Origin of the sequence: Sphingobacterium sp. UBA7855 (genome assembly GCA_002500745.1) — a bacterium.
Taxonomy (GTDB): domain Bacteria; phylum Bacteroidota; class Bacteroidia; order Sphingobacteriales; family Sphingobacteriaceae; genus Sphingobacterium.
This window is the reverse complement of the sequence record DLST01000012.1, coordinates 146,191-171,838: the sequence shown is the minus strand read 5'-3', so window position 1 is coordinate 171,838 and position 25,648 is coordinate 146,191. Positions and strand designations below refer to the sequence as shown.

Genomic DNA, 25,648 nt, shown 5'->3' with positions numbered 1-25,648 from the left:
TTATAATTTTTCAAAGATCATATTGCCAGAGACTTTAAAATAAGAGCCGTCTGATGCGGTTCCATTCATGTTTCCGAGAAAACCTAAGGTTACAGGTCCCGCTTCTGTTACGCTAAATTCGAATATTGCACTGCTTCCAGATAGGGTTTGAAAGCCCAAGGCTGTATTCAAGGCGGATTGATCGGGCAAGGCATTGCCTTTTGCGGCGATGAGGTGAACGACACCGGCGCTGCCTTTGTCAATCTTTGAGATTGTAAAACGATATTTTCCGGGCTGTAGGTTGGTCGTTTGATAAATTTTACCATTTACAATTGGCGCTAAGTTGGGTGAGGGTGAGGCCCATTGCCACCAACCTGCTTCCAAAGATAAACAGGCTTTTTTATCCCTAATCTCAATTCCGCCATAATATTTTCCATCTGCTGTCTTGAAGTTCTTTGCCGCATCATTGACAAGCCACACCGCCGGAGTGCCCCAGCGATCACCGCCCATGGCAGAAGTCTCGAAAGGAAAGTTCATATTTTTTAGATAAACCTCCTTGGGCGATATATTGGCAGAATAGTTCGTGTAGAATGTATCTATACTTAAGGAATCCGGGACAAATAATGTACGGTAGCGTAGTGGTTTGCCAGGGAGAAAATCCGATAGAATACTTTTACCTAACTTGATAGAGTCTCTCTGAACAACCAATTTCCCTGACGTATTGGTATACTCCACTTCGGTAAACTGAGCACCACTTGTCAGATCGATTCCCCCCCAATTGACGGTGGTTTTTTGATCGCCCGCAAAGTAGTCAACAGCATACATTGGTCTGTTGATAAGTCCCGAGCTGAATCGTTCGCCATAAGATACGCCAGTTTTAAAAACGCTTAGCGATTTATTGCCTTGGGCATCGTAGGTGATAAGTTCAAAATTATGTACTCCTTCACTTATTTTCAGTGAAATTTTTAAGGTGTCTACACCAGCCGTACGATTGATTTTTAACTCAGTCGAATCTTGCCGATTATCCCAGTATATTTTGAGACGTTCCACCTTGGGGTCGGCCATAAATAATCCAGTAATATAGACGCGCTCTTTACCCGAGAACACCTTTACGGAATCAATTTTTCCGGTGTAGGAAATTTCACCGCCTTCGAGGTACTTTTTATAATCATCACTCTTTGAACAGCAAAGGAAAGAAAGCATGGCCATGCTAAGCAAGGACATGATAAAGAATGTTTTAATATGTGCTACTTTCATAATAGTCTAATTGATAATAAACAAGTTGTACTAACGTGGATCGCCATAAACCTGTAATTCGGCGATGGACATAAAGGACGATCCCTGCCAATTTTTAATGGTTTTGATGCGTAGATAGCGGACCTTCGGTGCACTGACATCAAAATCAAAGCTTAAACCCGAATTGGCGAGTTGATAATCTTCATCCGTTTGTTGTCCCATGGGTAATCCAGAGGGCTTTTTGCTTTCGAATGTACCCAAGCGGGTCCAGTTGTTCCAGCTCCCGTCTGAAGGCGGGTTGTCCGAACCCCATATTTCAAAAAATCGCACGTTCCCGCCATAATAATACATACGGCCACTGTTGGTATATTCAGGATAGTCCCAGATCACAATCCGGCTCATTTTGGCCAACTTACCGGTATCAAATGTGACCCATTGTGGACCATTGACAGTGACGTCAGTCAACGATATGTTGGGCCAGTTAATAATGTCCCCATCCCACATTTTAGAAAGTCCCGTGGAAGAATATTGTTGTTTAGAATCCGTTGGTAATGTAACTGCGGTATACCTCGATTTTGGAAGGGCCTGTTCAAACAGGGGTGTCAAGGTGGTGACCAGGGTATCAGTAAAATTCATGTACTTGTCTCTCACGGTAATCGCAAACTGTTTGGGATTTGGTGCAAACCCACGGATGGTACGTGAAATCTGTTTAGCGGAAGTATAGATGTTGTCTACAGAAGGTACCCATTCACCCAACGAATCGACCATCACCATTACGGTGAGATTTTTCTCGGTCTCGTTTTCGGCAGTGATCCGAATGCCACCAAAAGCTGGAATGGCCTCCAGACTTCGGAAAGTATTCCAGATGGGGTTTTCTAAAGGGGTTACAGAGACTTCGATCGGCTCCGAACTGACTTCACTTCTATTTACGGCATAGAGTTTAATTGGATGCGGATTAGTATCTGCAAAACCTTCCACCAACAGTGAGTTGTTGTAGTAGGAGGATTTTACCTCCATTTCTTTGCCCGATTTTAATTGGTATACAGCTTTGACATATAATAAATCCTGATCCTTTGGTAAGGTATAGGTAATCCGTGCGGCCCCAGCCAAGTTTTCTACCTTTACGTTACTCACTTGACCTGGTGCAGCGCTGTTTACGACTGGTGCAACCTGAATTTCTTCTTTACAGTTTTGGAATAAGATGCAGAAGAAAAATATAGCCTGCATTAGTTTTCTGTTTATATTCATTTCGTTGTGACTTTAAGGATAAAATTGAAAAGGGCTACCAACCAAGACTTTGTGTCAATGAAGGATTTACGGTTAATTCGCCTTGAGCAATTGGCCAGAAATAATCTCTAGGTGCTACAAATGTCTGCTGAAATAAGGTTCTTATCTGGTAGTAATCTGCGCTGACCTCTTGGTTTACACTCCATCCGGTAATGTTTTGATTGAAATATTTGACGGCCAATTTCCAGCGTCTTAAGTCCCAATAACGTTTTCCTTCAAAGGCCAATTCGATCATGCGCTCCCGTTGGATAATTTCGCGGAGCCCCTCTTTGGTTGTAGGCTTGTCAGGGTTTGAAGAAAATTGACTCCAAGAAGATAATACACCCGGGATTCCTGCACGTTCACGAATGCGGTCTAAATACGCGTAAACATCAGCTGAAGGACCGTTGGCTTCATTCAACGCCTCAGCATACATCAGATAAATATCGCTTAGGCGCATATCTGGCCAAGGGTAGGATTTATAACTGACACCATTGCTACTGAAAGCTTGCTCCCAGTTGACTAATTTTTTAAGAAAATATCCAGTTTCATTGATCCATCCATGATTATTTGCGCCGGCAGGCTGATTTAACTTTGCCTGCACATAATAGGTATCTTCATCTGAGAGGCTTTTAGTATCAAACTTAAACCAGATACCCCCGTCAAAACCCAGGTCAGCATAAAAGCGTGGTTCGCGGTCGAAGTTTAAACGTGCCGTGGTATATCCTTCTTTGATATAGTAGCGATCTGCAGCGGTGGCCACACGTAAGGTCGACTTATCGTTAAAGTCTAATGTTTTATCTTCGTTGATGGGTACACCATTTTTTGTATAAAACATTTCTGCAATTTTCAACGGCGCGCTTAGGTGCTGCCTTGCTGTACCGACCACTGCCTCTGGAGTTAACAGGGGCATCGCATCTCGCTGTATATTCCATGCCTGATAATTCGGGTTTGCCCAAATGTGTTCAGCAGACCAGCGCTCATTGAACGCTAAATTAATACCTAGCACCTTTGCTGTTGCATCGCTCATCTTAAACTGCCCATATTCAGCCTTATTGAAAGGGAAGAAACGGATTCCCGCCGCATCGGCAGATTCAATTGCAGCTTTAGCGGCTTCAGCAGCCCTGGTCCATTTTGAGGCATCGTAGGAAGGATTGAAAAGCTGTTCACCTTTGCTATTGCGCATGGACTGATAATCTGTATTTCCATTGAATAAAGGGCTCGCCGCAGTGAGCAATACTTCAGCTTTTACAGCCTGGATGATGGGTTTTGTCACACGGCCTAATTCTGCTGCTTTGTTCGGAATAATTAAGGGAACAGCTTTTTGCGCTGCGGAATCTAACAAAGTAACGATATAATTGACAACCTCATCCACAGGACGTTGTTCTACGCGTACAGCTGACTGGTTTGCATCAAGTGATATATTATTTTCAACCACAGGAATTGGGCCATATTGGCGCAATAATAAATAATGGTAATACGCTTTTAGAAACAATACCTCTCCAATCCATCGCGAACGATCATCAACGGAGAGATCAGGTACTTTAGATAGATCAGAAACATTTTCCAAAAAGATATTACAATCTCGGATAGCGATCCATAAGCCACCTCTCCAAGAGTCTACTAGCGGTTGATTCACATTTTGTCCGCCGCGGGCGATTCGCCAGTTGTTAGCCGGATAGATTTCACGTTGGGCGACAGGTAGCCAGACTTCGTCGCCAGCGAGAAATCCTATGTTGCTTTGAGCATCCGAATTATTTGGTAACCATCTATAACAAGTGAAGAGAAATTTCTCAGCTTCATTTCGCAGGGAAAAGGCGTTGTCAATTGTCGCCACATTATCCGGAACGACGTCGATATAATCTTTGCAGGCAGAAACACCAAAAGCACTAAACAAGAGGCATGCGATATAGGTGGCTGTCTTTTTCATATTTTTATTTTTCATTATTTCTCGGTTGTAGTTAACATTAAAAGCCCAGTTGTAAACCAATGTTGTAAACGGACTGAATCGGATAGCCTATTCCTTTTCCTCCCATTTCGACATCCCACATCTTAAAGGAGCTTAAGGCAAATAAATTCATTCCATTGGCATAAACCCGTAGGTTTTTTGCTCTGATACGTTTCATCAAACTTTCTTTGAAAGTATAGCCGACTTCAACCGTTTTCAATCTCAAGAAAGCTCCACTGCGCATCCACCAGGTACTTCTCTGATTATTATTTGCAATAATGTTTTCACTTAGGCGAGGCCAAAAGGCATAAAGATTACGATTTTCCTCACTCCAATAGCTATCAGCAATGACCTGTAAAAGCCCATTTTGTGAACCACCATTTAAATAGAAAGGAGAGATATTCTCAGAATTTATGAAAAAAGAGGAGCGTGCAGAACCTTGAAAGTAAAAGCTAAAGTCTAAGCCTTTTCCACCCACAGTACCACCAAATCCATAGATCATTTCAGGTGTTGTTGGGTAACCAATCGCGACACGATCTAGATCTGTAATCTGTCCATCGCCATTGACGTCACGGTATTTGATATCGCCTCCAAGATAATCCAACCCTGGTTTTCCGAACTGTACAGGAGAATTCAGTACTTCTTGGTCATCCACAAATAGTCTTTCAGCGATGTAACCAAACTCTTGGGATGCTGAAGTTCCTACCGTATAGCGGCTAGCCTCTTTGTAAGCAGGTTCATCCACGATCAATTTTTTGCTCACGGCGTAGGTCATCGTTCCCCGGCCCTGAATATACCAGCTGTCGCCGAAATTCTTGTTATAATTTAGCGTAAGATCTACCCCTTTACTTTCTGCTTTATTGGTATTGGCAACAATAGGAGCACGAAGTCCCATGGTACTTGGTATATAAGATCGACCGGTGAGAATGTTGCTACGTATTTGTTTGTACACATCTACATTTAATTCGAAATCTTTAAAGAGGCCTAGTTCAAGTCCTAAGTTTGTCTGCCGCGATCGTTCCCAAGTGATATCCTGATTGGCATAACGACGAATGGCAATGGTCGGTCTGTTATAGCCCGAAAGCTCACCAAATCCGATCGGAAAATCGTTCATATTTACATCAGATAAATAGAAAAAGCGATCTTGCGAACGGCCTATCTGGTCGTTACCGGCAAAACCATGCGTCGCTCGAATTTTTAGTTTTGAGATGACGTCTTTGACAGGTTCAAAAAATGCTTCATTAGATATATTGTAACTAAGCCCAAAGGAAGGGAAAAAACCTAAGCGACGATTTTTGGCAAAGCGTTCTGAACCATTGTAACCAAAGTTGAATTCGGCAATATAACGATCATCGAAATTGTAAGAAAAGCGACCAGAAAGACCGATATTGCGTGAAGGCAGAGACAATTGCAAATTCCCGGCATTCCCACTCAATGAATTCTGAACTAATCCGATGACTGTGGCCCCTACATTATGCTTCCCAAAAGCATGATTATAGCTCGCAATTGCATGTGCGTAAAACATCGAGTTGACTTCTTTTGCAGATTCCGAATAATCGAGGTATTCGGTACCGACCGTACCGATCGATCCCAGTGACCCATCGTTCATGACGCGCAGGCTTAAATCGCCATAGGCATCAGCAGATGCGGTGTAATAGAAAGGGTTATATTTGCGATTTACTTCAAAATAGGCATAGCGTTTTAGGTAAGTCATGGCTGTAAGGCTCAAACCTGGAATCAATGCATTCAGATTTTGATTAATTTGAATCTGTGGCATGATCGTGGACGTATTAAATTCTTGATAACCACGGACCATTTCAGCATACGGATTCACAAATAAACCACCATTTCTATTGAGTGCATTACCAAACAAAGGATGATTCATGTAAGGCATATACGAAGACGGATAGATCGCCGGGAACATGACCGGATTCGACCAGATGGCGCGTCTGAAGGTCGCAGCTCCACCATTGATGCGGCTTCCATTTTCGTCTGTGCTGCCGATTGGTCCATTGTAATCGTCAAACTGGGCATATACACGTACTATACCCGTCGTTGTAGGGGTAAAGTTGATATCAACATTTGAACGGACGGAGTAATTTTTTAACTTGATATTGTTATTGAAATTGTTGATTCCGTTCATCTTTAAAATACCGTTATCGATATTATAGGTGCCCGACAGATAGTATTTGGCTTTTGCTCCACCGCCGCTGATATTTAAGTTGTTGCGTTGGTTTAAGGTGTAGTCTTTTATGAGTTGGTCAATCCAATTGTTATTTGGATACAGTAGCGGATTGTCTCCGGCTCGTGTATGATCAATTTTGTTCTGCCAATAGGGAAGTCCCTGTCCGCTGGCGGCATCAGCCGGACGAGTTAGATAAGCCTCGTTGGCCATTTCCATATAGCGGATGTTATCCGCAAATTTAAAATTGCGCGTATTCGTAGAAATATTACTTTCGGTGCGGAATTCAAATTTTGTAGCCCCTTCTTTACCCAGTTTTGTGGTGATCAGAACGACGCCGTTTGCACCCCGGGCACCATACATGGCGGCCGCATTGGCATCGCGAAGCACAGAAAAGCTCGCAATATCATCGGGCTGTAAGCGGGCCATATCGGTCGGTGAAGATTCGATGTTATCGATGAGAATCAATGGGTCTTGTTTTCCGGTACCAAAACTTCCAAGTCCCCGAATAAAGAAATTCGCATTATCAGATCCAGGCTCACCGCTGCGTTGAAAGGCAATCATACCAGCAACCCTTCCCGCAAGCATCGTTGTCAGGTTGCTTGTTGGTCCTTTTAATTCCTTTGGGTTAATGGTGGTTACGGAGCCGACAACAGAAGCTCTTTTTTCACGTTGTCCAAAACCCGTAACAACAACATCATCAATAACATTTTCATTTAGTTTGATCTGAGCATCTAAGGTGATGGTGTTATTGGCATCTATTTTTTTTCCGATCAAGGAAATTTCTTGGCGGGCATAGCCGACACTACTGAATACTAATGTTGCCGTTTTGCTGGCATTTAGTACATATCGACCATTTCCGTCCGTGGATACCCGAAGAGTGCCCCCCAAAACACTTACTGTGACGCCTGATAAGGCTGTGCCGTCATTTTCTGAGGAGACCTTTCCTTGTACCCGAACTTGTTGAGCAAGGGCTGCACAACAAGTTGCCGTCATTAGAAACATAAAAATTCCTAGACGAGATTTAATCTTCTTCCATCTTTTCATTAATAAGAATTTTGGTTATAAATTGAGTTATGTTGATACAATTATCGTCACAATAGACTGTATAATTCGAGGGGATTTACAGCAAAAGAAGGGGGTGAAATCGTCTTTTTCCCCATGTTTTTCTGCCGAAACTTATCTTTAAGATATTCAGCGAATTTTCTAAAGTGTTCAACGTATAAAAATATCAGGGACTAATGATCTTCGTTTAATTTCATTGGCGGCTGTGTCATATGAGAAGCTTAGAGCCTTTTTTGTACAAAAATGAACCATTTCTGAACGATTCAGTACCCTCCTGTCAATCCACTATGGCTATTTTTGTACCGTACCTCAATAAATCATTAGATCAGCCCAATAAGTTATAAACTGCAGTAGTGGGCTGCGGAAAGGGGGAAATACAGTAACCAATAACCAATACACATCATAATATATTCTGATACGAAATGATAAACAGAAAAATAATCTTTCATGGTATAATAAGTATTTTGTCACTCTTATTTTGTACATCCGCTTTGTCTGGCTTCTCTCAAAAAAGTGAAAGCAATTCAAACAATTCAGCGTATATCCTATTAAAGCCAAAGTACGATGGTCAATCAGTCTTGCGCAATCCTTTAAATGGATGGGTAATGTATGCGCCGCGCAATGCAGATGATACGTATTGGGATATCGAATATTTTGTGCCAGCCTTGGGTAAGAAAGTAAAAGTCATTGATTATGCCTCCGCATGTTATGTACGCACAAGTTGGTCATCGCTGAATCCCAGTGACGGTGTTTATGCCTGGAATGATCCAAAGTCCAAAATTGGGAAGCTTCTGAAAGGCGCTCAAAAGAGAGGGTTGCCCATCGCACTCCGCATTGTTGTTGATGGTCGCGACCAAGGTCAAAATACACCGAAATTTGTTTTTGATCAAGGCGCTAAATATTATCTGGAAAATGAAAACCATCCAGATAGGCAAACTCCCTATCCGCAGGATGCGGTATTTAGAAAGTATTATAGCAAATTTATAAGCGCCTTAGCTCAAGAATTTAATGATTCTGAAAAAACGTCATTTATTGATGCGTATGGCTTGGGAAAATGGGGCGAGGCACATTATGTAGTTTATGAAGATCCTAAAACAGCAACTCCCGAAAGTACTGAAAAAATAAAGGAAGAGACCTTGGATTGGGTAACCAACTTATATGCTAAAGCCTTCACCAAAGTTCCTTTAGTTATTAACTACCATCGTTTGGTAGGGCATCCCGAAAGTTGGGGAGCTGTAAATCCAAACAGCGAACGCCTATTGGAGAAAGCCATTGATAAAGGCTATAGTCTGCGCCAAGATGCTTTTGGTATGACAGGTTATTATCAGGGATGGGAAAAGAATTTTGCCAAGAAATGGAATTTCAAACGCCCCATCATTATGGAGGGCGGCTGGATTATTGCTCCGGGGAAGCATCGTTATTGGACAGATCCCAGTGGAAAATATAGAGAAGGGCACGACGAGGATGTAAGGAAGGGAGAGTTTGATTTGTCGGCTGAAGCGCATGTGAATATGATGGATTTTAGAGCGGGCGGGGAAACGGAGTCTTGGTTTAAGTCCTTTGATCTGGTTCAACGATTTACTGTAGAGGGAGGATATCGTGTCTATCCGGACCAGATCAAATTGCCGCAAGATATCCGTTCTGGTGCTGCAGCCTTAATTTCCCATCGTTGGCAAAATATGGGCTGGGGTTACCTACCAAATAATATTCCACAGTGGAACTATAAATATAAAGTAGCTTTTGCGTTGTTAGATGCGAGCGGGCATGTGAAGAAGATTTTTATTGATCATCAAAGCGAACCGTCTGTATGGTTGAAAGGTGCTGGTGTGAATTACAACCTAAAAGCAAAAATAGATCTACCTGCCGGAATTTATAGCTGGGCTGTCGCCATTGTAGATACGACAAAAGATAGTAAACCAGCAATTCAACTCGCACTCAATGAAGAGTTAACTCCGCAGGGCTGGACCAAACTGTCGGTTATACGGGTAAAATAGAAAAAGAAGATTCTATAAAAAAATAACATCTATTATGGTAAAGCTGATCAATCTATCTTTGGTATTGTCTCTATTTTTTAATCTGTTAGCATTTCATCTTGTTGCTCAGCAAAATATGACTAATGTGTATGGTAGGCGTGTACAATTATTAAATGGTAAGTGGGATGCCATTGTCGATTTATATGACCAGGGTAGGAAAAACAAAATCTATCTCAATAAGAAACCGGAAAACAAGACTGATTTCTACGAATATGCTTTCGAAAATGGTATTCGTTTAAACGTGCCTTCGGATTGGAACAGCCAGATGCCTGAACTTAAATACTATGAAGGTACCATTTGGTATGGCCGTAAGTTCGATGCAGTGAAAGTAAGCGGAGAAAGGCTGTTTTTATATTTTGCTGCTGTAAGTTACCGTTGTCGTATTTATCTCAATGGCAAAGAGATCGGACAACATGAAGGAGGCTTTACTCCGTTTCAGGTTGAAATAACAGATGCTGTTAAAGAAAATAATAATTTTTTGGTCGTTGAGGTCAATAATACCCGTCGAATAGATGCCATTCCAGCAATGGCGTTTGATTGGTGGAACTACGGCGGCATTACCCGTGATGTTTTTCTGGTCAGCACACCGAAAGTTTTTATTGACGATTATTTTATCCAATTGGACAAGAACAGAGGCGATAAAATCAATGCTCAGGTAAAACTTTCAGAAAAGTTGGCCAATTCTTCCGTAACCATCGAAATACCAGAATTACAACTAAGACAAACCCTTGAGACGAATGCTTTCGGAGAAGTAGAAACGTCTTTTACATCAACAAAAATCAAACGTTGGTCGCCAGCTGCACCAAAATTATATCATGTCAAGATATCTACCCAAACTGACAAAATAGAGGAGGAGATCGGCTTTCGTAATATTGGGGTGAAGGGGGAAGATATTTTGCTGAATGGCCAACCTATTTTTCTGAAGTCGATTTCATTTCATGAGGAAATACCTCAGCGTGAAGGCCGTGCTTTTTCGCAGTCAGACGCGTTGATGTTGCTTTCGGAAGCTAAGGCTTTGGGCTGTAACATGATTCGCTTGGCACATTATCCACAAAATGAATATATCGTGCGAATGGCAGAAAAAATGGGTTTCATGTTGTGGGAAGAAATTCCCATTTGGCAGGGGATCGATTTTGAAAATGAATCGACCAAGAAAAAAGCGGTTAAAATGATGCGTGAAATGATCGCGCGTGATAAAAACCGTTGCGCACTTACCTTTTGGGGGGTAGCTAACGAAACCCAGCCTTCGCAGCCAAGAAATGCTTTCATCAGGCACTTGATTGCAACATGCCGAGACATGGACACAACACGACTTATTACGGCTGCTTTTGACCTGGTTCGTTTTAATAAAGAAAAAGAAATTTTTGTCATGGACGATCCTTTCATTAAAGAGCTGGATGTGGTAGCGGTTAATAAATATTTAGGCTGGTACCACCATTGGCCGATTTCCCCTGATAAAGCTGTATGGGATGTGGCAAAAGGGCAGCCTTTGATTATCTCTGAATTCGGCGGGGAGGCCCTTTATGGAAAAGCGGGCGAAAAGGATGTTGCAAGTTCATGGAGTGAAGATTACCAAGCAACTTTATACAAAGACAACTTGCAAATGTTTAAGCATATCCCGAACCTACGCGGAATCTCACCTTGGTTGTTATTTGATTTCCGTTCGCCTTTCCGTTTTCATCCGACTAACCAAGGGGGATGGAATCGAAAAGGGTTAGTTTCGGATCAAGGTTATCGAAAGAAAGCATGGTATCTTATAAAGGAATATTATGAGAATAATTTATAGAAATGAATGAAAGCAGAGAAAAGAGTAAAGCACAAAATGAATACATACAAAAAAGGTTTATTCAAATACATCGAACTGATATGCTTATTGTGGCTTTTAATGCAGACAACGTTATTGCAAGCGCAAGATGCTGTCGATTTATCTGGTACTTGGGGTTTTCAGACTGATGTGATGGATTTTCGTAGGGGCTCGCTGTCGCCTCGGTATAATCACGTATTACAAGGAACGATTAAACTACCGGGTATTACAGATGATTATCATATAGGGTATCAAACTCCCTATAAATATATTGACCGTCTGACCCGAAAATATGAATACATGGGTCCGGCATGGTACCAACGTGATATCGAAATCCCTGCTGACTGGAAAGGAAAAAAAATATTTCTATATTTTGAACGTACCCATTGGTTGAGTTCGATTTTTGTAGACACCAAAGAAGTTAGCAGCATCGATTATGTCAGCGTGCCACACAACCACGATTTGAGTGCATTTTTAAAACCGGGAAAGAAGCACCGCATTACCATTTGTATTGATAATCGATTTCAGTACAATACGCACAAATGGAATCATGCACATACAGAATTTACGCAAATTAACTGGAACGGCATCTTGGGGGATATGAAACTGCTGGCCTTAGATCCGGTCTACATCGACGATTTTCAGGTATATCCCAACATAGCCGATCAGTCTATAAAAGTAAAGTTAAAGGTAAATAATACGATTAAAAAGCAGGTAAATGGTAAGGTATCTTTTGCTATCTCTGGAACAGACTACAGCCTCAAGCATCAAATTGCCATCGTAAGTACTGATTCGGTAAATATTGTAGAGGCCAATATTCCCTTAGGTAAACGCATTAAACTGTGGGATGAGTTTAACCCAAATCTCTATCGGATTAGCTGCCAGTTGAATACTTCCGATGGTAACAATAGCTATACGCATGAGAAATCGACCACCTTTGGTATGCGCGAAGTAAAGCAGGGAAAAAATCATATACTGCTCAATAATCATCCGATACATTTACGAGGTAATGTAGAAAATGCGGTTTTTCCAAAAACAGGACATGCTCCGCTTGATGATGGCTCTTGGGAAAGAATTATGATGCTGATGAAGGACTACGGCATGAACCATTTACGTTTCCATTCTTGGTGCCCCCCGGCTGCTGCCTTTCGCATGGCAGACAAACATGGAATATATTTTGAGGTGGAAATGCCTATGTGGGGCAAAGATGCCGAACCGGACGAGGCAAGATATAACTTTTTCCGCCGGGAAATTAAAGCTATTTTAAAAGAATATGGCAATCACCCTTCTTTTGTTCTTTACTGCAATGGCAATGAAATTACAGGCAATTTCGACTTTATTGAGGAATTAACTGCCGAAGGTAGAAAAGCTGATCCCCGCCATTTGTATAGTGGTTCTACTGCGCGAACGCGGGTTAGGTCAGATCAATATTACGTATCCCAACAAACCAACAAAGGTGCGGTGAAGGTTTATGAGGGGCTACCCGGCACCGACTGGGATAAGAATATGGAATCTGATGTAGATGTGCCTGTGATCTCGCACGAGTCGGGACAACGATGTATCTACCCAAATTTTGATGAGATAAAGAAATATGCAAACAGCCCCGTGGAGGCGCGAAATTTTGAGGTTTTTCGAGACCTATTGCAAAAGAATGGTATGTTGGATCAGGCAAAAGATTTCTTTAGGGCATCTGGTGCTCTGACGGTACTGGAATACAAAGCCGTTATCGAAGCCTTATTGCGCTCGGGTAAATCCGCTGGTTTCCAGCTCTTGTCGATGAACGATTTTCCAGGGCAGGGTTACGCTCCAGTTGGTATTTTTGATCCCTTCTGGGACTCAAAGGGACTGGTTACCGCCGATAAATTCCGAGAGTTTTGCGCGCCCACTGTTGCTTTACTGCGGTACGAAAAAAGCAGTTTCTTCAATACAGAAACATTTAAAGGGAAAGCGGAAGTGTATAATTTTAGCAATTCCGTTCTCGAAAATGCCAAGATTAAATGGTGGTTGACGGATACCGCAGGCAGTGTATTGCAAAAGGGTACGCTTAAAAAGCAAACCATTGCCAATCAAAATGTGTCGCCGGTGGGTGAATTTGAGATTTCCCTTAAAAATATCCGCAGCCAAAAGGTTACGGTTCATCTTGCTGTTAATGATTCCATTAAAAATAGCTGGGACTTTTGGGTATATCCCAAACATCAAAATCTGATGCAGTCTACAGATAAGGTTTTGTATACCAATGTTTATGATGATGTTGCAAAAAGCCAGCTGGCTCAGGGAAAAACCGTGGTTCTTTATGCTTCGCCAGACAAAATAAAAGGTCGAAAATCACTATTTCACAATCATTTTTGGAACCCTATTATGTTTGCTTGGGCACCAATGACTATCGGCAATCTGATCCATCATGAAAAGGCCATGTTTAAAGATTTCCTTACTTCATACCATACTGATTGGCAATGGTGGGATATCCTCAATCATGCAAAAGTAATTGAAATGCAAGATGCCCCACAACAACTTCGTCCGTTTATACAGGTCATTGACAGCTATGATAACAACCAAAAATTAGGTATAGGTTTCGAAGCCCAACTGAACGGCGGAAAACTTCTGGTAATGGCATTAGATACAAAGACCGATATGGATAATCGCCCGGCCACCCAACAATTGTTGTACAGTATGGATAACTATGTTAAAAGTGCGAAATTCTCGCCACAAGTTGCCGTGGATGAGACTTTTATTCAATCATTTTTAATAAAATAAAGAAGAGTTAAACGATGATAAGAGCATTTATCTGGACGCTAACAGCGTTTTTGTTAGGGCAATCCTTAAAGGCACAGGAAGTGATGGTAGAATGGAAAGCCGGAGTATCACAGATCTATAAAAAAACCGTCGAGGCTGAAAGTCCGTTATCTTTTAACGATTTGAACGTCGAATTTGGCTATGTGCTTTATCAGACCGAGATTACTACGGATGCCGAAAGTGAAGAACTAGCATTAGAAAATGTACGCGATTATGCGGTGGTCTATGTGGACGGCATGTTACAGGGAACTCTGACGGATCAAGATAAAAAACTGCTGATTAAAACGGGTTCGGGCACACATATACTTCAATTTTATGTGGAGAATATCGGGCGAATCACCTATGGGCCAGAAATTACAGACAATTCAAAGGGGGTGTTTGGTGCGGTTACTTTAGCTGGAAACGAACTGCATAACTGGAAAATGATCCCCTTGGATGCACGTAATTATCCACTTAAAAATCTGATTTTTGAACGAAGTGCACCCCCTAGTGGCCCCGGTTTTTACCAAGGTCACTTCGAAATTAATCCGTCACAAAGTAAGTATCTTAATATGACAGGGTGGGGGATGGGAGAAGTTTGGATAAATCAAAAATATTTAGGGTCTTATTGGGAAGAAGAAAAACAACAGTCATTGTTAATCCCGTCAGATTATTTATTACCCGACCACAATGAACTGGTGATATTCGAACTAAAAAACAAGCAACAAACGAAGATAAATTTGTCTCCTACTCCTGTTTTTAAGTAGATTGGCGTTTTTTGATTGATTTAGATTTCACTTGCTGAAAAAGAACTTAAGCCATAATTTGGACGTGACTCTTTGTATAATAAAATGAGAATCGTAGTTTAACGGAATACTGTTCGTAAATAATATCGCTGAGCATTTTGATTGCAACTCGTATCGGTAAATCTCTGATTAAACTGTAAGCAGCTTTAGAAACATCTGTAAATGAATAAATACAGTCTAATAATTTGTTTTTTTATTTTCTGGGGACAATGTGTACTCGGTATTGATCTTTCGAGATACCGGTTTCACCTCATGCCCGAAACTTCGTATTATGGCGGTATACAAAGCATTGCCAAAGACAGTTTAGGACGTATGTGGTATACCGGACCCGATGCACTTTTCATGTATGATGGCAATAGCTTTTATCAGTTAAACGATATCGTTTCGGCGATGAAGCCAAAGCAGAAATGGGGCTATGGTTCTTTAATTTGCGATAGAAAAGGAAATCTATTTTTAGCGTCGGGGCAGGGTTTGTTAAAATTTAATTACCAACGGTTTTCATTTCATATCGTTGTCCCCGGAGTAATTCGTTCAGTTTGTGTACATCATGATGGTCAAGTTTACATGCTCTCGGAAAATAGTTTACTCCGCTATAATCCACAAAATGAACGCATAGAAAGTTTTTTGTTGCCCAAAAACAAGTCTTTTCAAAATATATTGAGTGTCAAAGACCAGGTATTTTTAACGCAAGATGCAATCTTACATACCGTAGAAATGTCTAAAAAGCGCCTTGTTCAGTTTGCGGATTTTAGCAATACAGCAAATCAGGTAAACGATGTAGTTGAATACCGTGGGCTATATTACTTTTTAACACCGCGGGGAGGAATACATGTCACAGATTTGACAGGTAATTTAAAGCAGAAAATTCCGGTAGCCGTTGCTGGAAATTCATTCGTTTTAACGAAAAAAATGTACTTAGACCAAACTGGGGTGATCTGGGTGGCTACCCAGGGTGGATTATTCCTTTATGATCCCGCCAATGAAGGTAGCAGCACCTTGCGGATGAACCTGAACGATATTTATTCATTGCCCAATAACTCCATTTGGACAATCTATCCAGATCCGGATCAGGGTGTTTGGATAGGTACCTACGGTGGTAAAATCGCCTATTGCTCGCTTTACGATTCGAGAGTACGTTACTTTAAACCGAGCCCTGGCGGTCTGAATCATCCCATTGTCAGTAGTTTTCAGGAAGATCATCTGGGAAATATATGGATCGGTACAGAAGGGGGGAGCCTAAATTACTGGGATAGGAAAAAAGATCAGTTTATCCATCCCGAAAAGTCGCAGGATAGGGGGCCAAGTCCCAATATGATTAAGCGGCTTAAGTTTGACGAAGCAAGCAAGAGCCTGTTAATTTCTGCCTATAATGGTGGAATTGGCAGTTATGATGTAAACAATCAGCGTTTCAGTAGTTTCGATTTCCGCTCTCCGGAAAGCCAGCAACTGCTGACGGTGTATGATTTTGCAAACGATCAGGAAGGTAACTGGTGGATGACAGATCCCGACAAATCATTTTTATATCGTAAGAACCGGCAAGGTCCGATAGAAATGGTTAGAATCAAGGATTCCAAAGGCAATAAGTTGAATCTAGAAATAGAAGCATTATATGTGAATAATCAAAACCAGCTCTGTTTAATTAGCCATCAGGGATTTTTTGTCGTAAATACTCATACGCTAACCGTTTTAAAGCACTATATGGTCAAGGATGCTTCCTATTCAGCAAATAATCTGTGCAGTTATGCCGTGGCTTCGAATGGCGATGTATGGCTAGGGACCTTAGGGAAAGGTGTAAACGTGCTCAAAAGAGACGGAACGTATATCAATTATAGTGCAAGTAATGGTTTTCCGGCAAAAATGGTATTCGGTATTTTAGAAGATGCTTTTACGAAAAATGTGTGGTTAAGTACCAGTGATGGTCTTTTTTTCTTCGATTTGAAATCCAGGAAATTTGAAAAGGCGAGATTCTACCAGGAAGATAATATCGGTTCATTTTACATACATGCTGCTTACAAAACTTCTAAAGGCGAAATGCTGTTTGGCGGCACCAATGGCTTTTTACTTTTTGATCCTACGTACCTCAATAAAAATCCGCAAAAACCAAAAGTTTTCTTTACAGGATTTCTGGTGAACAATACCTTGGTGAAACCTGATGACGGATCGTCGATTTTGTCCAAAGACATTGGAAGCCTGTCCAACCAAAAGGGAGATAAGATAAGGCTTTCTAGTAATCAGTCTAATGTCGAAATTAAGTTTTCGGCGAATAGCTATCTATTTGCCGAAAAGAATCAGTTTGCTTATCGGATGTTAGGGCTTGGCGAAGATTGGCAAATTAGTCATCCCAACCAGAAATCTGTACAGTTTCTCAACCTCCCGGGCGGAGATTATACCTTCGAAATCAAGTCTTCCAACAATGATGGGCTATGGGGGGATCAAATATCACGATTATACATCCACGTCGATCCCCCATTTTTCTTGTCCTGGTGGGCCTATTGTTTCTATGCAGCTTTTGCATTTGCATTGCTGTTTTTTATTATGCGATATTATAGTGATAAAAGAGTTTTTAAGGAGCGGTTGGCACTTGAGCGTTTAAGAGAACACAATATGCAAGAGCTGAATCAGGCACGTATCGACTTTTTTACCAATATTTCGCACGATCTAAAAACACCACTAACCTTGGTATTACAGCCGCTTAAGCAACTCAAAGAGACTATTGTGGCCAATGATACTGCTTTGGTTTACATGGATTTAATAGAGCGGAATGTCACCAGAATACAACGCATGATTAGCCAATTGCTGCGTTTTCGGGAAATTGAGAGCCAAAAAATTACGCTCAATCCGCAGGTTGGTGATTTTATCAATTTTGTAAGGGATATATTTAGCCTATTTGAGCTCTACGCCAATAAAAAAGGTGTTGAAACCCATATTTCCGCGTACAAGGACAATTTATATGTTGCCTTTGATTATGATGTTATCGAAAAAATATTGACTAATTTGTTCTCAAATGCCCTAAAATATACACCCGATAATGGTTATGTGGGCGTACGTATCTATAACGCCACGCCCGAAGAAAAAGAACGGTTTTCTTCCTTAGATCCGACAGAAATCGAATACATCTCCATTGAAGTTATAAATACCGGCGATTGTTTTTCGGAAGAACAGATAGCGACGCTTTACACTTCTTTCAATCGCCTATCTTCTCATCGGCCAACTTTTGAAGAAAGTTCAGGACTTGGACTTGCCATAGTGAAAGAACTGGTAGAGGTGCTTGAGGGTAAAATATGGATGGTCAATAAGACCGATAAAATTTCATTTACCATTTCCCTACCTTTAAGAAAACAGGCCAGGGCAGGCGACATGCAACCTAACGTATACGATTACACCGTTTCTGAAATTGACGATATTATCACCCAGGATATTGCAACGCCCGAAACCGGGGCTATCTCCATAAAAAAAACAGATAATATCCTGCTTATTGAAGATGACCAACAACTCCGGGGTTATTTGGAACAACGTCTGGCTGAAAAATATAATGTATATGCGGCAAGTGACGGAGAAGAGGGGTTAATAAAAGCTGAAAAAATCTATCCGCAGCTCATTATTACCGATCTAATCATGCCTAATCGGAGCGGTCTGGATGTTTGTCGTAGCCTGAGGCAAAACTTCAAGACTAGCCATATTCCCATTATTATGATTTCGGGTACCGGAGATGACAATCAGCATAAAATAAAAGCATTGGAATTTGGTGCAAATGTATTTATTGATAAACCTTTTCATATTGACTATCTGTTGCAACAAACAGAAACCATTTTAAGAAACCAGCAGGAATTAAAAGAAAAATACAGCAAACATTTTCAAGTGGATCCGTCCAATGTTACCGTCACCTCGATGGACGAGGAGCTATTAGTTAAGGCCATTCAGGTCATTGAAGAAAACATTGCTAACGCCAGTTATTCCGTAGAGGACTTTGTGGCTGACATGAACGTGGGCAGAACCATTCTATATCAAAAGATAAACGATATTGTGGGCATGTCGATCAAAGAGTTTATTCTGAATATGCGCTTGAAAAGAAGCGCTTATCTGTTGGAGAAATCAGATTTGACCATTGCGGAAGTTGCTTATCAGACCGGGTTTAACAATGCCAAATACTTTAGTGTCTGTTTTAAAAAGCAGTTTGAACTAAGTCCTTCAGATTTTAAGAAGAAATTTTCCAGCGGGAATAAATAAAAAACAACCAATTCTAACGATGATGAAAATAATAATTTTTAGAAGAGTTCTTCTCTTGAGCTATTTTATTTGCTTATGTAATGTGTTGCAGTTGACAGCAGCTCTCAACCAAGCGGTAGATGAAATGTATATCAGCCCTAATAATTATAAAACTGGAACGCAGTCTGAGCGAATACAGAGGGCTATAAATGCGGCAAAAAATAGTACCGGAAAAGTAGTCATACCGAAGTATGACGCCATAGCTAAAAAAAGTATTTGGCTCATTGATCAGGCCATTTTACTTCCTGGTGATTTTGAACTTGAATTGAATAACTGTACCATTAAGCTTTCTGATAAATGTCGGGATAATTTTATTCGTTCTGCGAATGCAGGACTGGGAATCAATACTATATCTCCATTAAAAAACATCAAGATCATTGGAAAAGGTAATGTCCTTCTAGAAGGAGCTGATCATCCAAGAGCTACCGGAGATCATAATAAAACACTATCGCTAAATCCCAGCAGATTTGACCAATCTTATGGCACTGATGCTGGCAAACCCGGCATGAATCAAAAGGGTGGTTGGCGTAATCACGCCATTATATTGGCTTATACCGATGTTTTTGAGGTTAGTGGCATTACATTGAAAGATTATCATGGGCATGGATTGGTACTAGAGCGCTGTACAAATGGTAAGATAAGCGATATTACTTTTAACGTAAGGCAAGCCGTGAATGTGGATGGAACTGACCAACAGATCTTAAACCAAGATGGGATGGGCATACGTTTTGGCTGTAAAAATATTCTTATTGCAAATTGTAGAGGAAGAAGTGGAGACGATTTTATTAACATCGGTTTGACAGATACTGGAGTGGGCGCTGGAGAAGAAAATGTCAATGTGGTCAGTGGTTCGATATACAGGGGTGAAATCGACAATATTTCGACTATTTATCTCCAGAATTGGCAGGACTTTTATTCAATTTCACACCGTTCTATTCGGATTATGCCTGTAGGTAAACTCCGGATAAGCAATGTTTTTATTGACAATATGGTCATCAGTCCCTTGGCAAAGCAAGGCCTAGTCGTTGAGTATGCCGAGCATGTGAAAGGTTTGTTTGTGCGGAATGTCATCAGTCATCAACCTATAAAAGCCAGCGGTATTTCCCAGGCCAGTTTCAGAGACATCCTGTATAAAGGGCAGGGTGAAGCTATTGATGTGCAACGAAGTGATACGGTAGTTCTAGATCATGTAATGGCAATAAAAAATTAGTAATGCAATTGCTCGCAATCTTATTTGTTTAAGGCAAAAACACCTGTTTTTGCCTTTTGTACAAAATCAAACCATTTTCGTACAAAAACGAACCCTATGAATTGGTGATCAGTATAGTTTTGTCTTAACCAATTTTAAAAAGGAAAATATGTGTATGAAAATTATTCCCGACCACGTGATCAGGCTCGCGCAGGGTAATCCCAACTTTACAAAAACCAATGACATTACTTTTTGGAATATTGTATTTCGTCAATAGGTCGGAAATCGAAGCGTTGCGGAAGTTAAATTAGTCCAAGCCTATTGAAGCATAATTATTTCAAATATATGTTCTCTACGAGAAAGGGACAGTAAAGAACACAAGTAATTTTAAACTAACCATTATAAATCAATGATACAAAAGATACATATCTGGCTCAGGAGCTGGATAATGAGTGCTACCCTATTGGCGGTGGCATCCAATTACGCTTATTCGCAAGCAGCAGATCAAATGCAAGTCAAGGGTCAGGTGACTAACGATGCGGGAGAAGCACTTAAAGGTGTTTCGGTCATGATTAAGGGAGCGAGAAATGGTGTACAGACCGATTCAAATGGAAATTTTACTATCCAGGCGGCTCCCACGGCTACGCTACTATTTACCTATATTGGTTTCAATAGCCAGGAAATAAAAGTCAATCCATCAGGAGTCATTCATGTGAAAATGTCTGGAACTAATGTGCTGGATCAGGTCGTTGTGGTCGGTTATGGTACAGCCAAGAAAAAAGATCTAACAGGAGGCTTAGCTGTCGTCGGAAAAGAGCAGCTAGGTATGGTATCAACCTCCAATCTGATGGATCGCTTGGTGGGACAGGTGGCCGGTTTCTCCATTACAACCGGTGAAGCTGCGCCAGGCGCATCACAAAGCTTGTTGATAAGGGGCGAAAATTCAATATCGGCCAATAATAGTCCACTCATTATCTTGGATGGTATTCCCTACAGCGGATCCTTGGCAGATATTGATCCCAATAACGTTGAAAACCTTTCTATCCTAAAAGATGCTTCCGCATCGGCTATTTACGGTTCTCGAGCAGCAAATGGTGTTATTTTGATACAAACCAAAAGGGGAGCGCTAGGTAGAGCGCAAGTAAACTATAAAGGTTTGATCGGCATGGCCGAGCCTATGCAGCGTATCAATGTCATGGGACCAAATGAATATATCCGCTTCCAACAAGACATTGCCCGAATTAGGCAAGGCTATACTGGAGCGCTATTAGATCCTATCGCCGGGGATATTATTAGCGTAACAGAGCGCGGCAATTATGCGAAAGGCATTACCAATAATTGGCAAGATTACGTCTTTCGGAAAGCTTTGACCATGGATCATCAATTGAGCATTTCCGGGGGTACTGAAAACACAAAATATATGGCTGCCCTTGCCGCTTTAGATCAAGAAGGTGTAGTGTATAATTCCAAGTTGTCACGTTTAAATATAACCACAAATGTGGATCAGACTTTTAATAAATGGCTAACAACTGGTATAGGGTTGCAATATACCCGAAAAAGTGACGGTGGCGTTACACCAAATTTGGAGCATGCCATTAAGCAAAGTCCTTATGGTAGTTATAAGGACGAATCTGGTAAGTATGTTCCTGAACCTATGGAGTACTCATTGATCGTCAATCCGATGCGTAACGTCAATGCGATTCAGGATAGATATAATAACAATTTCTTTCTTTCGGGATATGCCAATATTTTGTTGCCTATAGAAGGTCTTTCCTTACGATCAAATTTTGGCTATAATTATCGGAATGGATTTACAGGAACTTATTACGGGCGCAACACCTTTGAAGGCAGGGATCAGGGTACACAAGCCGGAGGAAGCGCTTCCATCAACAATTCTAATTATAACGATTATACCTGGGAGAACTTGCTTAAATATGAGCGGCAGATCGGCGATCATCGTTTTGATGTAACCGGCTTATTCAGTATGCAAAAAACAAAAAGCTGGTCGACGGGACAAAGCGGAGCTGGTTTTGTAACCGATGACACCGAATACTTTATGATCGGTTCGGCCAGCCGTCTTGTTTCCAACAGTGCTTCGTTGTCGGAGTCGGCCATGCTGTCGTATATGGGTCGGATAAATTACGCCTACAAAGGGAAGTATTTATTAACCTTGACCGGACGTACAGACGGAGCCTCGGTATTTGGTATCAACAATAAATATGCATTCTTTCCTGTGGCAGCAGCGGCATGGCAAATTGGGGAAGAACGTTTTCTGAAAGATAATGTCAAATGGCTGGACATGCTGAAAATCCGCCTTTCTTATGGGGCCAACGGTAACCAGGCGATTACACCCTATCGCACTTTAGACCGCCTATATTCCAATGTAAAATATATCTGGGGCGATGATGGCGCTGCGGTGACTACAGCATATTTGGCTGGTGATGGTGTGGGGAACCCTAATCTGAAATGGGAAACGACCTATTCGACAAATCTTGGGCTGGACTTTCAACTGTTTAACAACAGGTTTGGCGGAACTATTGATGCCTATCTTTCTAAAACGAAAGATCTGTTGATGACCCGTACCGTACCTATTATGAATGGGTACAATCGAATTTGGGACAATATTGGTGCAACTCAAAATAAAGGGATTGAGGTCACTTTAAATTCGGCGAATGTTAAAGGCGAAAATTTCCAATGGAATACGACTGCTGTATTTTCTCTAAATCGAGACAAAATCGTGGAGTTAAGAGGGGATGGTATAGATGATATTGCTAATAATTGGTTTATTGGTCAACCCTTGCGAGTATTCTACGATTATAAAATGATCGGTGTATGGCAAAATGGAGAAACCATTACTGTTGACGGGGCAGCTCCTGGGGCCGCCAAGCTATATGATCGCGATGGTAACGGCAAGATAGAGACCAGCGACAGAGTGGTCATCGGGTCTAAAAATCCACGCTACACAGCTTCTCTGGCCAACCGATTCTCTTACAATAATTTTTATGCATCTGCTTTAATCACTGGTGTCTTTGGTGTTTGGCGTGACGATCACATGGCCAATTTGGGGGCCTGGACTTTCGGAATTACTAACTATGTACACGATGCAAATTATTGGACACCTGAGAATTCTAATGCGACGATTGTTTCACCGGGCTATCTCAATCCATTGGGGCACGGGTACTATAAAAAGGTGAGCTATGTGCAGGTGAAAAATATCACCTTCGGCTATAAATTACCGCAAAAAATTGCTAAAAAGGTAGGAGTAAGTGGTATTGATATAAACGCCAGTATCAACAATCTGAATACGATTTCAAATATCAGAGAGGTGCTCAATTATGACAATAGCTGGATGGCCTCTTATCCAACGGCACGTTCTTATATGTTTGGCTTAAATATAAATTTCTAATCGAATAGGACATGAAAATAAAAAATATTATCACAACAAGTTTAGGGCTTATCGTATTGTTCACTTTAGGAGGCTGTAAAAAGTTCCTGGAAGAAGAGCTAAAAACTGAACTGGCACCATCCAATACGTATACCAGTACCTACGGTTTCGAAGTGGGAAGTGCAGGTTTATACGCACTCACGCGTTCTGAATACAATACCTATGGTGAAGGTGGGGCCTTTATTCACAATGGCGCCTGTCCATACGAAGCCTTACAAGTATCAACAGATATCGCCGACGCAATTAATAGTGATGGTTCTTTGATGGCTTTTGCTAACCTCACGCTTACCGCGTCAGAGCGGTTTGTGGGTACTTACTGGAATTGGGCATATAACCTTATTTCATCTGCTAACTTAATGCTGGTTTATTCCGAGAAAAACACCAATTGGGATACACCGGAAGATAAAGCACGTTTCCAAGCCGAAGCTCGCTTCTTTCGGGCTTATGCTTATCGTACCTTGATTTACCTTTATGGTGATGTACCTTATGTAGAAACCATTCTATATGATTTTCAGCTTAATTTTACCCGTACACCCAAAGCTGAAGTCATCGGACATATGATAGACGACCTAAAATTTGCGGTGGATAATCTGCCTACGAATCCGGACGGTGTTAAAGAAGGTAAGCTGACCAAATGGGCCGCAAGCCATTTGCTAAGCGAAATTTATCTGTTGCAGGGCAATCATTCCGAAGCGGAAAAGGCAGCGTTGGCTGTTATCAATAGTGGTTATTATAACCTTATGAAAAGTAGATATGGGGTGAATAGCGGTAAACCGGGTGATGTATTCAGCGATTTATTTTTGGAAAATAATCAAAATAGAAAAAGTGGTAACAAAGAAAGTATCTGGGTATTGCAATTTCAATTCAATACAATCGGTGGTGGAACCAACTCAGATGACTGGACCCGTAGGGCTTGGATACCAAATTACTCGACCATTACAGGATTTGTTTTGGCAGATACCTTGGGCGGTCGTGGTATCGCACAACTGGTTCCGATGAAATGGTGGGTTGGCACCACGGGTACTAATGCGACAGGCAACGTGGCCGGTATTTTTGAAGCAAATGATATCCGCAATTCAGGCCATAATATAAAACGCAACTGGTATTATAACAACGCAAACGAGACCTCACTTTATGGCAAAAAGGCCAATATTACTGAGCAAACTTGGTTTACGACAAAAAGCTTATTTCCGGCAATTACAAAATTCTTTTATGGACGGCCAGAAAATCTAAGTCTATCGGGTAGTTATAAAGACCGTATGAAATTTCGTTTGGCTGAAACCTATCTGTTGCTTGCCGAATCCTATTTGGGGCAAAATATGCCTGATAAAGCTGCGCAAGCTGTTAATGAGGTCCGGAAAAGGGCGGGAGCATCTGAAATTACGGGCGCTGAGATGAATATGGATTTCCTACTCGATGAGCGTATTCGTGAATTAGTCGGGGAAGAAAGCAGACGCTTTACTTTGGTGCGTACCAATAGCCTAGTGGAGCGTGTTAAAAAATATAATAATGCGATAAAGGATAAAATAACGGATAACAATATCCTGTGGCCAATTCCGCAGGTGATTAGGGATGCTAATACAGGAGCGCCATTCCCTCAGAACCCGGGTTATAATTAATGTTTATGGGAGGCTGTCCGAATCCTAATCGTATTTTC

At 41.3% G+C, this 25,648-nt stretch carries 12 protein-coding genes; 8 read left to right on the top strand and 4 right to left on the bottom strand.

The annotated features are described in order from the left end of the window. From B2107_RS11080 to B2107_RS11065, 4 genes are read right to left on the bottom strand one after another with little or no spacing between them, the layout of a single operon-like run. A complete protein-coding gene (locus B2107_RS11080; protein WP_293955697.1) occupies nt 1–1,236 on the bottom strand; it encodes a DUF4998 domain-containing protein in 1,236 nt (411 codons plus the stop codon). Between the two features lie 30 nt (nt 1,237–1,266). Next, nucleotides 1,267–2,463: a DUF5000 domain-containing lipoprotein gene (locus B2107_RS11075; RefSeq protein ID WP_293955696.1), complete on the bottom strand. Its 1,197-nt coding sequence runs from the start codon at nt 2,461–2,463 to the stop codon at nt 1,267–1,269. Nucleotides 2,464–2,497: 34 nt separating this feature from the next. Next, nucleotides 2,498–4,411 (bottom strand): RagB/SusD family nutrient uptake outer membrane protein, encoded by a 1,914-nt coding sequence (locus B2107_RS11070; RefSeq protein WP_293955695.1) that lies wholly within the window; start codon nt 4,409–4,411, stop codon nt 2,498–2,500. A 37-nt stretch (nt 4,412–4,448) separates the two neighbouring features. Next, a complete protein-coding gene (locus tag B2107_RS11065; protein WP_293955694.1) occupies nt 4,449–7,658 on the bottom strand; it encodes a SusC/RagA family TonB-linked outer membrane protein in 3,210 nt (1,069 codons plus the stop codon). 482 nt (nt 7,659–8,140) lie between these two features. On the opposite strand from B2107_RS11065, the gene B2107_RS11060 reads away from it, so the two are divergent. The 8 genes from B2107_RS11060 (at nt 8,141) to B2107_RS11025 (ending at nt 25,610) form a co-directional block, all read left to right on the top strand. After that, nucleotides 8,141–9,670: a DUF4832 domain-containing protein gene (locus tag B2107_RS11060; protein ID WP_293955693.1), complete on the top strand. Its 1,530-nt coding sequence runs from the start codon at nt 8,141–8,143 to the stop codon at nt 9,668–9,670. A gap of 34 nt (nt 9,671–9,704) precedes the next feature. Beyond that, nucleotides 9,705–11,495 (top strand): glycoside hydrolase family 2 protein, encoded by a 1,791-nt coding sequence (locus B2107_RS11055; RefSeq protein WP_293955692.1) that lies wholly within the window; start codon nt 9,705–9,707, stop codon nt 11,493–11,495. 36 nt (nt 11,496–11,531) lie between these two features. Continuing rightward, nucleotides 11,532–14,267 carry a sugar-binding domain-containing protein gene (locus B2107_RS11050; RefSeq protein ID WP_293955691.1) on the top strand — a complete coding sequence of 912 codons (2,736 nt, stop codon included), beginning with the start codon at nt 11,532–11,534 and terminating at the stop codon, nt 14,265–14,267. Nucleotides 14,268–14,281: 14 nt separating this feature from the next. Continuing rightward, nucleotides 14,282–15,052, top strand: a complete 771-nt coding sequence (locus B2107_RS11045) for a hypothetical protein (protein ID WP_293955690.1) — start codon at nt 14,282–14,284, stop codon at nt 15,050–15,052. A gap of 201 nt (nt 15,053–15,253) precedes the next feature. Further along, nucleotides 15,254–19,318: a hybrid sensor histidine kinase/response regulator transcription factor gene (locus tag B2107_RS11040; protein ID WP_293955689.1), complete on the top strand. Its 4,065-nt coding sequence runs from the start codon at nt 15,254–15,256 to the stop codon at nt 19,316–19,318. A gap of 19 nt (nt 19,319–19,337) precedes the next feature. Further along, nucleotides 19,338–20,567, top strand: a complete 1,230-nt coding sequence (locus tag B2107_RS11035; RefSeq protein ID WP_293955688.1) for a glycosyl hydrolase family 28 protein — start codon at nt 19,338–19,340, stop codon at nt 20,565–20,567. A gap of 388 nt (nt 20,568–20,955) precedes the next feature. Then, a complete protein-coding gene (locus B2107_RS11030) occupies nt 20,956–23,952 on the top strand; it encodes a SusC/RagA family TonB-linked outer membrane protein (protein ID WP_293955687.1) in 2,997 nt (998 codons plus the stop codon). An 11-nt stretch (nt 23,953–23,963) separates the two neighbouring features. Next, nucleotides 23,964–25,610 (top strand): RagB/SusD family nutrient uptake outer membrane protein, encoded by a 1,647-nt coding sequence (locus B2107_RS11025; RefSeq protein ID WP_293955686.1) that lies wholly within the window; start codon nt 23,964–23,966, stop codon nt 25,608–25,610. Nucleotides 25,611–25,648: the final 38 nt, after the last annotated feature.